Source organism: Kribbella qitaiheensis, assembly GCF_042657745.1.
GTDB lineage: Bacteria > Actinomycetota > Actinomycetes > Propionibacteriales > Kribbellaceae > Kribbella > Kribbella qitaiheensis.
In genome coordinates, this window is the sequence record NZ_JBHSKE010000034.1 from 174,879 (window position 1) to 188,541 (window position 13,663).

Sequence of the window (13,663 nt, forward strand, 5' to 3'; positions counted from 1 at the left end):
AACGACGTTGCTGCAGTAGCCCTCAGGTGAGGGTTCGTGCAGCCTCCCGAGAGCTTCTCCTGCGGTGAGGCGCGCGCGTCCGTTGCCTGGCACGTCAGTTCTCGCCGTGGGGAGGCTCGATGGTTGCTACCACCCGCCTCGCACGTCTACGCGATCCGGTCGATGAGGGCGTCGCCGGCGAGCGTGGGTGGTGGCCCTCCGCCCACCACCCACGATGGCCCTGATTGAGCAGTCGCCCTGCTAGAACGGGTCGGCCCGCTCATCATCGCCGCTATCGCCGTCAGCACACCGGGGGGCATCGAGGGGCGAATTGTCTTGGGTGGTGAGGCTGAGGTCTGCAACCGAGGGTGGACCCTCGGCATCCCAGACTCTGGCATAGGCCCCTGCAACGAGCGGCCAGATCTGTTGCAGGCCGTCTTCGACCGACTCGATCTCATCGACTAAGTCTCCGAACACGACGAACTCGTGTGGGATGACGCGACCGGCTGCATCTTTCCGCCCCAACGGATCGGGAAAGCGCAGCGCGACCTTACCGGCGGCACGACGCCACGTCTTCGGCTCGTCCTCGAGATCCGCGAAGCTGCGTTCGTACTCCGGAAGTGGGTCGGACCGCCCTCCGTTGAGGAGGAACCGGAACCCCCAGGAGCGCCCTCGAGTGGCCCAGATGAGGCGCTCGGGTAGGTCCCGAGCGCTCACTTAAGGCTCCTGATGAGCAGCCTGTCCTTGACGCCCTGGTCCAGGTCCAACTTGAACTGCGTGAGCGTCGCGGTCAGGAAGTCGTGGTCCTCCCGGGCCTTGGCATTGATCTCCCTGAGTTGCGACCCAGCCATCTTGGCGGCCGCAGTCAGGACAGGGAGCGCGGCCATGCTCGCGAGGGGGCCGACCTTCGGCAGCATCGCCACCAACTTGTCGACACCAAGGGACTTCCCGCCTGTCAGGACCGCAGCCAGGGTCTCGGCGCCATCCGCAAGGGTGTCCAGCACAATCCTCGGGATCTCCATCCGCTCGTTCCACTGAACTCGGCGCTCCAGGGGAAGCATTGAGGCCACCGGCAGGATGAGGTCAAGCCCGACCCGTTGGGTCACATCAATCTCCACCGGCTCCGGACCAACCGCGGAGAGTTCGAACTTGGCCGAGGAGAGCAGCATGAAGTCCTCGCCCACCGAGAGCGCCTCAGGCGTGTCCACGAGGTCCTGGAGCGTCGAGCGCAGGTCGTCGATGTGACTGGCGGCCTTCTCGATCACGAGGTCGCGGAAGGAGTAGATGTCCCAGTCTGGGAAGAGATCCGCCTTTGACAGTGCCATGATCCAGATGCGCGGGAACTCGCCCAGGCGGTCCTCGTCGCCCAGCAGGTCGTCCTTGAGCCGCAGCACGCCTTGGCGGAAGTTCGTCAGGAGCGACTTGAGGTACCGCTCCTCCTCGCCCGCGTAGTCCAGCAACTTCTGGCCATCCACCAGCAAGAGCGCGACATCGGAACGCAGCAGTGACCGGAACGTGTCGACACGGCGATTGGCCTCTTCCTCGCTGCTCGGCGATTCCTCGAACCATTCCCCCGGATAGTCGTGCCATGCGAGTCGCAGGGCGTCGAAAGGCCGCGTCTTCGCTGCGGGGTTGTCTCCGCCCTTGAGCTTCACCGAGAAGTAGTAGGTCGTGGCCGCGAATCGGGTAGGCGCCGGCGCCCTCGCGCGGTCTCTCATGCCGAGGTAGTTCCGGTAGAGCCGGTTGCCCTGGCCGGTGTCGTCTGCGACGAGGTCCCAGAGGTCGTTCGAATATGAACCCTCCTGAGTCGGGCCGAAGAACGAGGAAACAAGCACCGTCTTCCCGGAGCCGCTCTCTCCGAAAACGGCGACGTGCTGCTCGCGGATCCTGGGGTATTTGGCCATGGCGCGAACGTACCTCACACCCTTGGGATCGGGCGATCCAGTGCGTCGAGGATCGCCTCCTAGTCGGGATTAAGGGCGGGCGGGATCGTGGTGACGCGGACCGAGCGGGAAGTTACCGTTCGGCGAGCCGAGGCACTGCTGGTGGAGGTGTACCGGCAGTTCCTCACCCATGAGGCCAGAGCGCAGCGGATCCGCTGTTCCACCGGACTTGCCGACCTGTACGTCACAGACGAGAACGGTGAGTCCGTCCTCTGCGAGGCCAACAGCAGCGCCAGGCATTTCTACGTACGCCAAGCGCTTGGGCAGATTCTTGATTACGTCCATTGCGTAGCGAACCCGGTGATGACCCTGCCTGCCCTGTTCCCGGAACCTCCTGCATCGTTGGACCGGGACCTGCTCCACAGGCGATGAGCAGCCTAGGTTCTGGCTCGATGCCTCACAGACTCGATGTGGCTACCCCGCACGGCGCCAACCGATCACCTGTTCCGAGTGCTGAGGTTGGCCGACGATACGCGCCGAGTTCAGGACGTCGGCTCGTTGTGGGACACCACCACTCGGCTATCTACCGACGGGCGGTCGGCATCGTGCCCTCCGCCCATGGCGGCGCGTTGGGCGCCCCCAGCAATGGCACACTTGCGCCGTGACGACGCCCGTAGCACGACAGATCGGCACCTGGCGCGATGCCGAAGAGAACGCAGCGGTCTGGATGAAGCACTGGGGATACAACGATGCCCGCATCACATCTGGCGGTGCCGACGGTGGGATCGACGTCGAGTCCAGAAGCGCGCTCGCGCAAGTGAAGTTTGAGGCCAACCAAGTCGGACGTCCCGCGCTTCAGCGCCTTGTTGGAGCCCGCGCGCTCGACCATCGCCGGCAGCTGCTGTTCTTCTCTGGCACGGGCTACTCCGACAAAGCGGTCGAATACGCGGAGACCATGGCTATCGCGCTGTTCATCTACTCGCTCGACGGGAAAGTGCGCCCATTCAACCGGCTGGCCGAGGCAATCGTCCACCGGCCATCTTCGCTCCGAAGCGCGAGTCCCTCAACCAAAACATCTGCCGGTCGTGGCACAACAGTCGGGTGCGGCCTCCTCATTCTGCTCGTCGGACTATTTCTCCTCTGGGGGTTCGTTGGCGGCCTGTTCAACGGGGAGAACTTCGACGATCGCAGCGACCTTGTGCCCCTGCTCGTCATCGGTCCGCTGCTGCTCATTGGCGGCGTCGCAGGCATAGCGCTTGGCATCGGCGTAATGCGAAAGTCGCACGACGCCTGACTGATCGTCACAGGAAGCAACGGCTCGACGGCTCACCAGAGGTGGCTGCGGGTTCGATGGTGGTCGCCAATCTAAGAATCCGTGACTTGGGTAAGAACTTCTCCAACCAACAGGGCGGCTACTTCCAGACTGATCTTCGATCCTGTGGCGCGGCCTCCCGGGCGAACGTTCCCGGGCCCGTGCGGTAGACGCAGTCCGCACCGTCGTCGTGCCCGCTGCAGGCCCGATCGTGAGGACGCAGGGAGCACCGCGAGCCACTCACGGTCGTTCTGCCTCTCGTCGTGTGACGTCAACAAGGCCACCGTAGAGGGTGCCGGCGCAAAGTGTGGGGCAGAACGGTCACGCTGCCCGGCCCCGCGGACACGGGGTCGGGCTTCACGCCGGTCGGCGGCCTTGCGCCGGAACAGTGCGCAGGACGGGTAGTCGCTCTGGGCGACCGTCCGAACGTGGCGGAATCCCCTGTGCTCGTAGTACCGGTGGAACCGACGTTGACGGTCGCGTTCCCCAAGCTGATCGCCCACTTGCTACAGGGAACCCGGGCCCCATTCTGGGGCGGCCACGATCTTCCAGAAATTGTGGCCGAGTTGCGCGTCGCGGCGGACAAGGCGGATATCAACATCATTGTCGGCGAAGCCATCCGCCTCGGGTTACACAAGGCAGGGAGTGATTGCATGACTTTGCTCCTGGCATCCGGAGCACGAACCAGTCAGGGACTGCCGCTTCGTTTAGCAGTTGGTGTAGCAACGGCCACCGTCAGCAGGCGCTGATCGGCACCCTCGCACCGCGGGAGGACACCGAAGCGCTACGCGAAGACGTCGTCCGCGCATTGGTGCCGCTGGGGTTGCGGCTGTCACCATCCAAGACCCAGGTGGTCCATATGGTCGACGGGTTCGACTTCCTCGGCTTCCGCATCCGGTGGAAACGCAAGAGAGGTACGAACAAGTGGTACGTCTACACCTTCATCGCCGACCGGCCCGTCCGGTCGTTGAGGGCGAAGATCCGTGCACTGACACACAAGACATCGCAGTGGGACCTCGCATCGATACTGACCAGGCTCGGTCAGATCATGCGAGGGTGGGCCACTATTTCAAACACGCGGTGGCCAAGCACACCTTCGGCAAGCTGGACGACTTCACCTTCTGGAGACTCGCCCACATGCTGCGGGCACGCCACCGGTGGAACTGGGGCCGACTCCGCCACCACCTGACCGCCGCCACCGGACGGTGGCAGATCACCGCGGACGGGATCAAGTTCTTCCGGATCGCAGGAGTGACGGTCTCCCGTGACACCTACCGGGACACAAGATCCCAACCCCATGGCCGACCACGAACCCCGCCTGACGGCAGCAACCGTGGAGAGCCCGTTGCTCAGTAATGGGCACGGCGGGTTCGGCGAGCGGTCCGGGGAAACGGGCCGGTGGCAACACCGGAACCGCTCCCCGGGCCGACTCGACAAGCGCATCTCCCCCAGCTCGCCTCATCCGATGACAGAGAGAATCTGATCGCAGAAGTTGTCGTTGGTGAGGTCGTCCTTGCCGGGATCCTTGACCTCCCGCGCGGAGATGAACTCGTCGTCCGAGGGGTCCGTCGGTGTGCCGCCGTCGTCGACCAGGATCTCGGTCCAGAGGCCACCGCTGTCCTGGAAGACCAGCTTGCCGTCGGAGTCGTACCACTTGTCGCCACCGGTCGGGGCGACCAGGATCGTCAGGGTGCCGTCGCCGTTGTCCGTCACTCTCCTGTCCTTGGCGGCCGAGTTGAACACGTTGGTGATCTGGTTGCCGTTCGCCAAGTTGGTGAACGTGGCGGTGCCATGGACGGCCTCCTGGGAGTAGACGAGACCATCCGGGCCCTTCGCGTGCAGCACGAAGTTCCCCTCGACCTGGAAGTCGACCTGGACGGTGATGCCCGCACCGCAGAAGTCCTCTTCCACGTCGGTGCGGGAGTCTGTGAAGTGCTCGTGCTCCAGCGTTTCGGCCGCGGCCGGGCCGGCCAGGCCCGCCGATGTCGCCAGTGCGAGCAGAACGGCTCCGCTGGCGATCGCTGCTCTGCGCTTCAGTTCCATGGAACTGCCTCCCCTTTTCCCCGAATGTCTTGATGTCGTGGCGTGGACCGCATTGCTCTCGTCCGTGCCTGTACGGCGGCGGTTGCGGAGCCAGTGGCCGAGGGTGATGAGGCCGAAGCCGGCGGCGTAGATGGTGCTGGTGAAGGCCAGGTAGCCGAAGGAGCGCTTGGTCGGGTCGGCGGGGAAGGCCTCAGTGGAGCCTTTGACCCACTCCATCATCAGGGTGGCTGTCTGGAAGGTGAAGACCTGCGCGAACAGGATCGCGTAGATCAGGTGGGCGGCCAGCCGATTGCGGACCAGGAGTCCGAGTGGCAAGGCGACGAGAATAGTCAGAATGGCGATCATGGAGATCCCTCCGGAGTTTGGTGGAGACTCCAAGGTCACCTGCCGACGTCGTCCGGCGCATCGAGGTCTGCCCTGATCCGACGGTCCGTACTGGCACTGATCACCGGATGGGCGAATCCAGTGGACAATGCGTGCATGGGCCCCAGGTTTTGGCCGATCTGGCTCGCGACCGCGGTGTGCGCCGCTGCCGGACTGGTCCTTGCCCTGAGCGCGTTCCACCCGGCCGGCGATGGGTGGCCGGTGGCCGTCTATCTGCTGGCGCTGGTACCTCTCGCGCTGGCCTGGCTACTCGCCGTACGTGCGCCTGCTTCACCTGTCGGCGCGGCAGTGGCTTGGCTGGCCGCGTCCCTGCTCGTCATCCCCGCGCTCAATGCCTGGGGCCAGATGTCCTGGTCTGCAGCGGACTTCGCCGATGCGCTGAGCGCGGTCGGCTGGCCGTGGCAGCTCACCGGCTTTCTGGCGCTGCTGCTGGTCTTCCCGGACGGGTTGCTCGCCGGTCGCCGCTGGATGGTCATCGCCGTCGGCGTCCCGGTGTCGGCCCTCGTTGTCGGCGTGGCGATGACCGTCACGATGGACTACGGCGAGCCCCACGTCTTCACGGCTCCCGTGCTTGTGCCGGAGCCGATCGCGATGCCGCTGATGATCGGTGCGCTGACGTTCCTCCTGGCCGTGGTAGTTGCCTGCAGCATCAGTATCGTGCTGCGCTACCGGCGCGGGAACGAGCGGACGAAGCAACAGTTGCGCTGGCTGATCCTGGCGACCGGTGCCGTGGTGGTCCTGATGGTGGCCAGCTGGATCGTCAACTCCTTCGGATTGATCGGCGAGGCGGCCTATGCGGCTTTCCTGCTGGGCATTCTGGTCCTCGTCCCGGCCGCCGTCGCCATCGCGGTACTGCGGTACGACCTGTTCGAGATCGACCGGATCCTGAGCGACTCGGTGGCCTGGGTGCTGACGACGCTGATCGCCGCCGCGCTGCTGGCGGGTGGTGTCGTTCTCACCGGGTACCTGGCCGGGCGGGACTCCGTGATCGGGCTGACCGGCTCGGTGTTCCTGGTCGCTGTCCTGGTGCTGCCCTTGTATCGAAGGATTCATGGCGCGGTCGGAAAGGTGCTCGACCGCGACCGGACGGTTCTGGTCGCGCAGATCGAGCGATTCGTCATGCGGGTGCGTGATGGATCGGCCGAGCCCGAGGAGGTCGAGCAAGTGCTGAGGTCCGCGGTCCGGGATCCCCAGCTGACCTTGCTGCTGGCCGATCCGGCCGGGACCGGGCTGGTGGATCTGACGGGCACCGGGCAGGTGGCGGACGGCGACTGGGTCAGGGTGCCGCTACGGACCGCCAGTGCGGACATCGGCGTCATCCTGGTTCGTCCCGGCTCAATGCGCTGCCTGCGCCGGGCGAAGCTGGCCGCGTCGGCCGCGCGGTTGCCGATCGAGGTCAGCCGGCTCCGGATCGGGCTGCGGCGGGCACTGACCGAGGTGGACGAGAGCCGTCGCCGCCTGGTCTCGGCCACGATCGACGAACGCCGCCGGCTGGAACGCGACCTGCACGACGGCGCCCAGCAGCAACTTGTTGCCATCGGCATGCAGTTGCGGGCTGCGCAGTACCGGCTGCGGCCGGACGACCCGGTCTCCGGCGATCTCGACCTCGCCGTCGAACGGCTGGAGGCCACGGTCGCCGAGCTCCGCCGACTTGCCCACGGCGTGCGGCCCGCCAGCCTCGACGACGGCCTTCCGGCCGCGCTGGCCCGGCTCGGCGCCAAGTGCCCGTTGCCGGTCGACTTCGTCGTCGAGGAGACGACAAGCTCCGAGGTCGTCACAGTGACCGCGTACTTCGTGGTCGCGGAGGCGATGGCGAACGTCCTCAAGCATGCACGCGCATCCCGGATCGGCATCACCGTCGAACGTCAGGGCGACCGCCTGCACGTCGCAGTGATCGACGACGGGATCGGCGGCGTCCCGGCCGACGCCGGTCTGACCGCCTTGCGGGATCGCGTCGGTTCCGTCGGCGGCCGTCTGACTGTGACCTGTGGACCAACGGGCGGTACGACGGTCGAGGCGGTGCTGCCGTGCGCGTCCTGATCGCGGAGGACTCGGCGCTGTTCCGGGAAGGCCTCGCCGGGTTGCTGACCGCCGCGGGGCACGAGGTGGTGGCGTCCCTGGCCGGCGCGGACGGCCTGGTCGACGCGGTCATTGAGCACGAGCCCTCGGTCGCGGTGATCGATGTGCGGATGCCGCCGACGATGACCGACGACGGAGCAGACGCGGCCCGCGAGATCCGGCGGCGTCGACCGGAGCAGCCGATCGTGTTGCTGTCGCAGCATCTCGAGACCCGGCACTCCGTGCAGTTGGTGTCGACCGGGGCGTTCGGATATCTGCTCAAGGATCGGGTGCTCCGGGTCGAGGACTTCCTCGACGCTCTCGAACGGGTCGCCTCCGGTGGTTCTGCGCTCGACCCGGCCGTCGTCTCGGCACTGCTCGCTCCCCGGCGATCGGAGCTGGAACCCTTGTCACCAAGGGAACTGGAGGTACTCGGTCTGGTCGCCGAGGGGCACTCGAACGCCGCGATCGCCGGAAAGCTCTTCGTCACCGACCGCACGGTCGAGAGTCACCTGCGCTCGATCTTCCAGAAGCTGGCGCTCGACGAATCGGCGGCCACGCATCGCCGGGTGCATGCGGTGCTCACCTATTTACGGGCCTCAGGCAACGCCTAGGACCCTGTCCCGCAACCGCTCCAGGCGTACTGCGGCGGTTCCGCGGTAGGCGGAGCGCTGTACTGCGGCCAACGGGCCGGCGTGTTCGAACGAGTGAGTGACTCCCCGTCCTCGAGCAGCTACTCACCGCGCTCACGGAAGCACCGGAACCTACCAGCTCATCTCGATCCGGCCCGGGGTGATCGCGGTGTACTCCAGCCAACCACTCAGGCCGGGGCGAGCCGGCAGTGTGTACCGCACGCCGACAGCGGGGGTGGCAGGACCGTCGAAGCTGAGGAAAGCCTCGATCCACAACGGCAGAGCGAGCGGGTCGAGCAGTACGTGGCAGGTGATCCGTTGATGGCGAGACTCGCTTGTTCCATGGGTTCAGCCCTCCTGGGCAGCACGCCGCCGAGCCAGAGCCTGTCCCGCGGAAAAGGCACACTTGCGACCGCGTGCAGTGTGGTGATGGTCTCGTCCACCGGTTGTCCGGCGACCAGTTGATCGATGGCGTCGTGCAGTGCGTCCTCGGCCACGACGATGCGTTTGCTGAGCGCTTTGCCCTCAGCGGTCAGGCTCAGCGCCAGGTAGCGCCGGTCGTCCGGATCGGTGTCTCGTTGGACCAGCCCTTGGCTGACCAGGCGATCCACCAGTCGGCTGGGGCTGTTACCGGTCTCGCAGACGAGCATCCCGCCGAGTGCGCTCAGGGTGAGCGGCCCGTGATCGCGAGCACCAGCCCCCAACTCGGCATCGGTCTGCGCCGAACCAGTGTGCTCAACCCCACCACGACGCCACGCACCTTGGACACGATCTGCACCGCGACCGCCCCGGACGCGGTCCAAACCCTCCGCACAAACCGCGACGCCACGCAAGCAGGCTATCCAAGCAGCGTTCTAGTAACCAAACAGCCCGACCTCAGCGACAAAGACGCAGGTAACCGGCCTGCCGACCGTCAAGTCACCACGGCGTGGCACGAGTCAGGTCAGACGTGTCGGCTTCCAGCACGTCCATGCCATACGCCTAGTCACGTTACCGGGAGGCAGAGCCGGTCTTCCTCTGCCTCGGCGCCGGTTCCGTGACGAGCCTGGCCGTCTCCATGCAGCCGCTGACCACGCGCGCGGGCAGATTCCGACGGCCGCCAACACAAGGCCTACGTCCGGAATCAGGGCCCGATCGTGAGCCAAGTCAGGTGGCACGGCATCCATCACTTCCGTCTGCTCCAGCCGCCACGAGCCGAATTGCAGAGGGCTGGAACATACGGGAGGCAGGGCCGAGCGGTGTAGCAGTCAGTGCAGCAACATGTCGCTACAGCCGCCGCTCTGGGCAGGCGTCGAGCACCGACTAGTGCGCTCGGCAACAGAGCCGAGTGCGACATTCCAGCGACCTGAAAAGCGGAAGGTCGGCGGTTCGAGACCGCCCCTGACCACCCTTATTGAGCGGGGATCCCGGCGATCGCGACATCCCGCCACTCCCCCTCAAATCACCTCAAATCACCGCAAATCACCGCTAGATGTTGCACGTTGGTTGCACGCCCCGCCCGTCCTCTTCCCGCTGAGGGATCGAGGGCGGGTTTGTCGTTGGTGCACCTGCACAAGCTCGGAGCCTGTGTCTTCCCGTCTGCCGTTCAGCCCAGTCGGCCGATTCCGACCCGTCATCCCGGAGTCGTGATGCCCCTGCCGGAGGCAATGCTCTTGGCTCTGCTGAAAGACACCCGAGAGCGGGCGCGGGCGGTGAACGGCCGGAGGACGCATGCGCACGTCCGCGCTGCGCGCATTGATCCATAAGAGCCAAATTCGGCAAGAGGGATCAGCGGGAGTTGTCCTCCGTTAGGTGATGCGCGATACTCGTCCGCCCACTGAAGTGCGACAGTCGGGGCGCGGATCGCGGCAGATCCGGATGGCCGCAGCGCACGCTGTGTCGTTCGCCGCGATACTTGCCCGGTGCAGGGACCGTCAGTTGACTGGGTGGCCATCTCCCCGCGATTCACGCCGGGCTGGCCGTGGCCCGAGGACTCCTACGGTCTGGGACCGATGTACGGCGACGACGGCTGGTGTCGGGGCTGCGGTACCCCACTGGTGGAGCAATCAGGCCCGCTCGTCATGCAGGGCAGCAAGTTCCCGACAGCCGACGTCTGGATGCCGAACTGGCGCTTCGACGTTGTCTGCGTTTCGGAACAACTGGCTGCAGACATCTCGGAACGCTTCAGCGTGGACCTGGGCGAGGTGCACAAGCCGCGCAAGGGTCCGACCGGGGTGCAGCAGATCCTCCCCGCGCTGACGGTCGATTCATGGCACAGGCAAGAGGAACTGGTGCTGGCTGTGCGGGCCCGGCACAGCGAGCACTACGGCGATCAGACGGGGTCGTCCTGCGCGACCTGTGGCCGCTGGAAGTGGTTGCCCGTTGGTGAGAACGAGGCGCCGATCGTCGCGAGCGCCCTGATGTCCACTTCCGACGTCCTCGCGTCGCCGGAGGTGTTCGGGGACGGCCTGAAGTCGTTCCGACACCTGCTTTTCCGCAGACCACTCGGCGAGACACTCGTGGCCGCCAGCCCCCGCAACTGGCACCTCGTCGAGGTGGAGGTCAACTAGCCGCTGCCGGATCGCCGCCCAGTATCTCGGACAATCCGCTCATCGGCAGATCCGTGCATTGGCCTGTCGGATCAGTTGGCGGACAGGTGTCGCGGATCTACTGGCGGATCACAGGATCAGCGGGAGTGGGCCAGGCGATGGACGGGACGAGCGTGATCCGTGCCCGGCGAGCTGAGGTCTCTGGCTGGCTCGAGGTTGGGAGATCGTGCGTCAGTTCGGTGATGACCGCTTCCTGCTGGGTCTGGTGGCGGCCGGTCGCTGCCCGCTGGAACAGAGCGCCGGACGGGTAGTCGCCGAGGTCGAGCGTCTGGACGTGGCGAAAGCCGCGCTGCTCGTAGTAGCGGTGGAGACCGACGTTGTCGGTCCACACGTCGATCCGGACCAGTCGTTGCCAAGCTCCCCGGCTCGCTTGCATGCCCACTCGATCACGTCGGTGCCGAGACCTGAGTACTTGCGCCGGACGATGAGCCGGTGGAGATACATCGAAGGACATCATCGCAGTCGCGCGTTTGGCAACATGCGCTCACCGGCAGACCCGTGCGTTGCCGCGCATCAAGTGGCCGCCAGGCTTCTAGACTGGATGCACATCAGTTGGCGGAGATGTGTCGCGACCACGTCGACGAGGACCAGGCCGACGTCGGGCCGGAGCCGCCAGCGCTGGTGCCGTGTTAGCAGAACTGTTAGCTAGAGCAGCCCCGGAAATGGCGAAACCCCAGGTCATCCACCTTGTGACCTGGGGTTGGTGCTGGCGCGCTCGGAGGGATTCGAACCCCCAACCTTCTGATCCGTAGGGCCCTGCGCCCCCGGCCAGCGCCCCGAAGACGTGAAACACGAGCTTGCTGCGGGGAGTGGAGGTGTCGATCTGTTCGGTGAGGCTGACGGTCAGCGATTTGGTGATGGTCATCCTCGCTTGAGCGGAGGACGATGACCCCAGAGGTCGCGTCGGCGAGGGGTCAGGCCAATTGCCCGACTCGACGGACCCGGCGCGGCGCCCGGCTCACCGTTCGCCACTCGGCTCGCCGGGCCTTGGAGCCAGGTAAGGAGAGGTCATGGCTGCCGGAGACTATGGCTACGTCATCGTGGGCGCCGGGTCGGCGGGCTGTGTACTGGCCAACCGACTGTCGGCCGAACCCGGGTGCCAGGTTGCGCTGCTTGAGGCCGGCGGGCCGGACCGCAAGTGGGAGATCCGCATCCCGGCGGCGTTCACCAGGCTCTTCCTGACCGACTACGACTGGAGCTACCGCACCACCAAGCAGCCGCAACTGTCGGATCGCGAGGTGTACTGGCCGCTTGGCAAGACCCTCGGCGGTTCGTCGTCCATCAATGGGCAGGCGTGGACACGGGGGCACCGCGCCGACTACGACGGCTGGGCGCAAAGCTGTCCCGGCTGGTCCTATGACGAGGTGGTGCCGTACTTCCGGCGGGCCGAGCGCCGTGTGGGTAGTAACGCGGGCGGGGTGTACGGCACCTCAGGCCCGCTGTTCATCTCCGAGCTGCGCGACCCCAACCCGACCACGTTGGCGTTCCTGGCTGCCTGCGCCGAGCTGGGTCTGCGCCGTCTCGGTGAGCTCAACGAGCCGGACAACACCGGGTTTGCACCGACCCCGGTAACCCAGCGCCGCGGGCTGCGGCACAGCGCCGCGGACGGCTACCTGCGACCCGCCAGGCGGCGGCCCAACCTCACCGTCGTCACCGGGGCTCACGCCCAGCGGATTCTGCTCGACGGGACCCGTGCGACGGGCGTGGAGTACCGGGATGCGGCCGGCGTGACCCAGCGAATGACCGCCTCCCGCGAGGTGATCCTCAGCGCGGGCGCCGTCCACTCACCGCAGCTGCTCATGCTCTCTGGCATCGGCGATGCCGACCAGCTGCGCGCTGTCGGCGTGGAGCCGCGCCACCACCTGGTGGGGGTCGGTGCGAACCTCCAGGACCACCTGGCCTGCGGGGTCGTCTTTCACTGCACGAAGCCGATCACCCTCTTCGCGGCCGACTCCCCGGTCCAGCTGGTCCGGTTCCTGCTCGCGCGCCGCGGGATGCTCACCTCCAGCGTGAACGAGGCGGTCGCCTTCGTCCGCAGCGACCCAGCTCTGGCCGCCCCCGATCTTGAGTTCGTGTGGCTCCCGGTACCACTACTTGGGGAGGGACTGACTCCTCCACCCGGCCACGGGATGACCTTGGCGGTTGAGTTACTCCAACCGGACAGCCGCGGCGACATCAGCCTGGCCAATGGCGACCCTGCGGAGCCGCCGGTCATCGATCCGGGCTACCTGACTGCCGAGTCGGATCTGCGCGGTCTTGCTACCGGTGTGCGCATCGCCGAGCGGCTGTGCGATACCGCTGCGCTGCGCCCCTACGTCGGCGCGCCCATGGCCCCCTATCCGGGCAAGGTCGATGACGCGGAGCTGGTGACGCTCCTTCGGAAATACGCGCAGACGGCATACCACCCCGTCGGCACCTGCCGCATGGGCAGCGACGATGCCGCCGTGGTGGACGGTGAGCTCCGGGTCCGCGGCTTGGACGGGTTGCGGGTGGTGGACGCCTCGATCATGCCCCGGATCATCCGCGGCCACACCCACGCGCCGACCGTCATGATCGCCGAACGCGCCGCCGACCTCATCCGCGCCGGCAACCACTCGCCCGAACAAGGCCGAGCAGACGTCGCCTGACGCGGAATACATCCCCACCGAGCGAGCGCCCCCTCGGCCCAATACCGCAGCGTGGCAAGGCGCGGCACAGGCAAGCCGGCGTGGGCCGCGACGGTGAGCCCCCAAGCGGGCGAGCACACGGAAAGAGCGATCTCGTCGTTCCCGCCGCGCGTCGTGG

13 protein-coding genes are annotated in these 13,663 nt (G+C 66.5%); 8 read left to right on the forward strand and 5 right to left on the reverse strand.

What is annotated here, in order from left to right:
* Positions 1-240: 240 nt before the first annotated feature.
* Entirely contained in the window at positions 241-696 is a 456-nt protein-coding gene (locus tag ACFPJ1_RS23380) for a hypothetical protein (protein WP_380106988.1), read from the reverse strand.
* A complete protein-coding gene (locus tag ACFPJ1_RS23385; RefSeq protein WP_380106989.1) occupies positions 693-1,883 on the reverse strand; it encodes a TRAFAC clade GTPase domain-containing protein in 1,191 nt (396 codons plus the stop codon). The genes ACFPJ1_RS23380 and ACFPJ1_RS23385 overlap by 4 nt, the downstream gene beginning before the upstream one ends.
* A 90-nt stretch (positions 1,884-1,973) precedes the next feature.
* Here ACFPJ1_RS23385 and ACFPJ1_RS23390 point away from each other — a divergent pair, with 90 nt between their 5' ends.
* The 4 genes from ACFPJ1_RS23390 to ACFPJ1_RS23405 all read left to right on the forward strand — a co-directional run bounded on the left by ACFPJ1_RS23390 (position 1,974) and on the right by ACFPJ1_RS23405 (position 4,530).
* Positions 1,974-2,294: a hypothetical protein gene (locus ACFPJ1_RS23390; protein ID WP_380106991.1), complete on the forward strand. Its 321-nt coding sequence runs from the start codon at positions 1,974-1,976 to the stop codon at positions 2,292-2,294.
* 229 nt (positions 2,295-2,523) lie between these two features.
* A complete protein-coding gene (locus ACFPJ1_RS23395; protein WP_380106993.1) occupies positions 2,524-3,156 on the forward strand; it encodes a restriction endonuclease in 633 nt (210 codons plus the stop codon).
* 476 nt (positions 3,157-3,632) lie between these two features.
* Positions 3,633-3,923 carry a hypothetical protein gene (locus ACFPJ1_RS23400; protein WP_380106994.1) on the forward strand — a complete coding sequence of 97 codons (291 nt, stop codon included), beginning with the start codon at positions 3,633-3,635 and terminating at the stop codon, positions 3,921-3,923.
* A gap of 307 nt (positions 3,924-4,230) precedes the next feature.
* Complete coding sequence (locus tag ACFPJ1_RS23405; protein ID WP_380106995.1) at positions 4,231-4,530, forward strand: group II intron maturase-specific domain-containing protein; 300 nt, start codon at positions 4,231-4,233, stop codon at positions 4,528-4,530.
* Between the two features lie 102 nt (positions 4,531-4,632).
* Here the strand turns inward: ACFPJ1_RS23405 and ACFPJ1_RS23410 are convergent, their stop codons facing one another.
* The gene (locus tag ACFPJ1_RS23410; RefSeq protein WP_380106996.1) at positions 4,633-5,562 is read right to left on the reverse strand and encodes a hypothetical protein; all 930 of its coding nucleotides are present in this window, start codon (positions 5,560-5,562) and stop codon (positions 4,633-4,635) included.
* A gap of 135 nt (positions 5,563-5,697) precedes the next feature.
* On the opposite strand from ACFPJ1_RS23410, the gene ACFPJ1_RS23415 reads away from it, so the two are divergent.
* A complete protein-coding gene (locus ACFPJ1_RS23415; protein ID WP_380106997.1) occupies positions 5,698-7,641 on the forward strand; it encodes an ATP-binding protein in 1,944 nt (647 codons plus the stop codon).
* A complete protein-coding gene (locus ACFPJ1_RS23420; protein WP_132287291.1) occupies positions 7,629-8,273 on the forward strand; it encodes a response regulator transcription factor in 645 nt (214 codons plus the stop codon). The genes ACFPJ1_RS23415 and ACFPJ1_RS23420 overlap by 13 nt, the downstream gene beginning before the upstream one ends.
* Positions 8,274-8,479: 206 nt before the next feature.
* Here ACFPJ1_RS23420 and ACFPJ1_RS23425 read toward each other — a convergent pair whose 3' ends face one another.
* Positions 8,480-8,995: a MarR family winged helix-turn-helix transcriptional regulator gene (locus ACFPJ1_RS23425; protein ID WP_380106998.1), complete on the reverse strand. Its 516-nt coding sequence runs from the start codon at positions 8,993-8,995 to the stop codon at positions 8,480-8,482.
* 1,197 nt (positions 8,996-10,192) lie between these two features.
* On the opposite strand from ACFPJ1_RS23425, the gene ACFPJ1_RS23430 reads away from it, so the two are divergent.
* Complete coding sequence (locus ACFPJ1_RS23430) at positions 10,193-10,840, forward strand: hypothetical protein (RefSeq protein WP_380107000.1); 648 nt, start codon at positions 10,193-10,195, stop codon at positions 10,838-10,840.
* Positions 10,841-10,937: 97 nt separating this feature from the next.
* On the opposite strand, the gene ACFPJ1_RS23435 is transcribed toward ACFPJ1_RS23430, so the two are convergent.
* Entirely contained in the window at positions 10,938-11,255 is a 318-nt protein-coding gene (locus tag ACFPJ1_RS23435) for a hypothetical protein (RefSeq protein WP_380107001.1), read from the reverse strand.
* Between the two features lie 634 nt (positions 11,256-11,889).
* On the opposite strand from ACFPJ1_RS23435, the gene ACFPJ1_RS23440 reads away from it, so the two are divergent.
* Positions 11,890-13,506 carry a GMC family oxidoreductase gene (locus tag ACFPJ1_RS23440; RefSeq protein WP_380107003.1) on the forward strand — a complete coding sequence of 539 codons (1,617 nt, stop codon included), beginning with the start codon at positions 11,890-11,892 and terminating at the stop codon, positions 13,504-13,506.
* Positions 13,507-13,663 lie beyond the last annotated feature (157 nt).

What these genes read in the sequence shown, in the direction of transcription:
- ACFPJ1_RS23415 (WP_380106997.1), top strand. Translation starts at nt 5,698, where the DNA reads ATGGGCCCCAGGTTTTGGCCGATCTGGCTCGCGACCGCGGTGTGCGCC.
- ACFPJ1_RS23410 (WP_380106996.1), bottom strand. Translation starts at nt 5,562, where the DNA reads ATGATCGCCATTCTGACTATTCTCGTCGCCTTGCCACTCGGACTCCTG.
- ACFPJ1_RS23440 (WP_380107003.1), top strand. Translation starts at nt 11,890, where the DNA reads ATGGCTGCCGGAGACTATGGCTACGTCATCGTGGGCGCCGGGTCGGCG.
- ACFPJ1_RS23435 (WP_380107001.1), bottom strand. Translation starts at nt 11,255, where the DNA reads ATGCAAGCGAGCCGGGGAGCTTGGCAACGACTGGTCCGGATCGACGTG.
- ACFPJ1_RS23385 (WP_380106989.1), bottom strand. Translation starts at nt 1,883, where the DNA reads ATGGCCAAATACCCCAGGATCCGCGAGCAGCACGTCGCCGTTTTCGGA.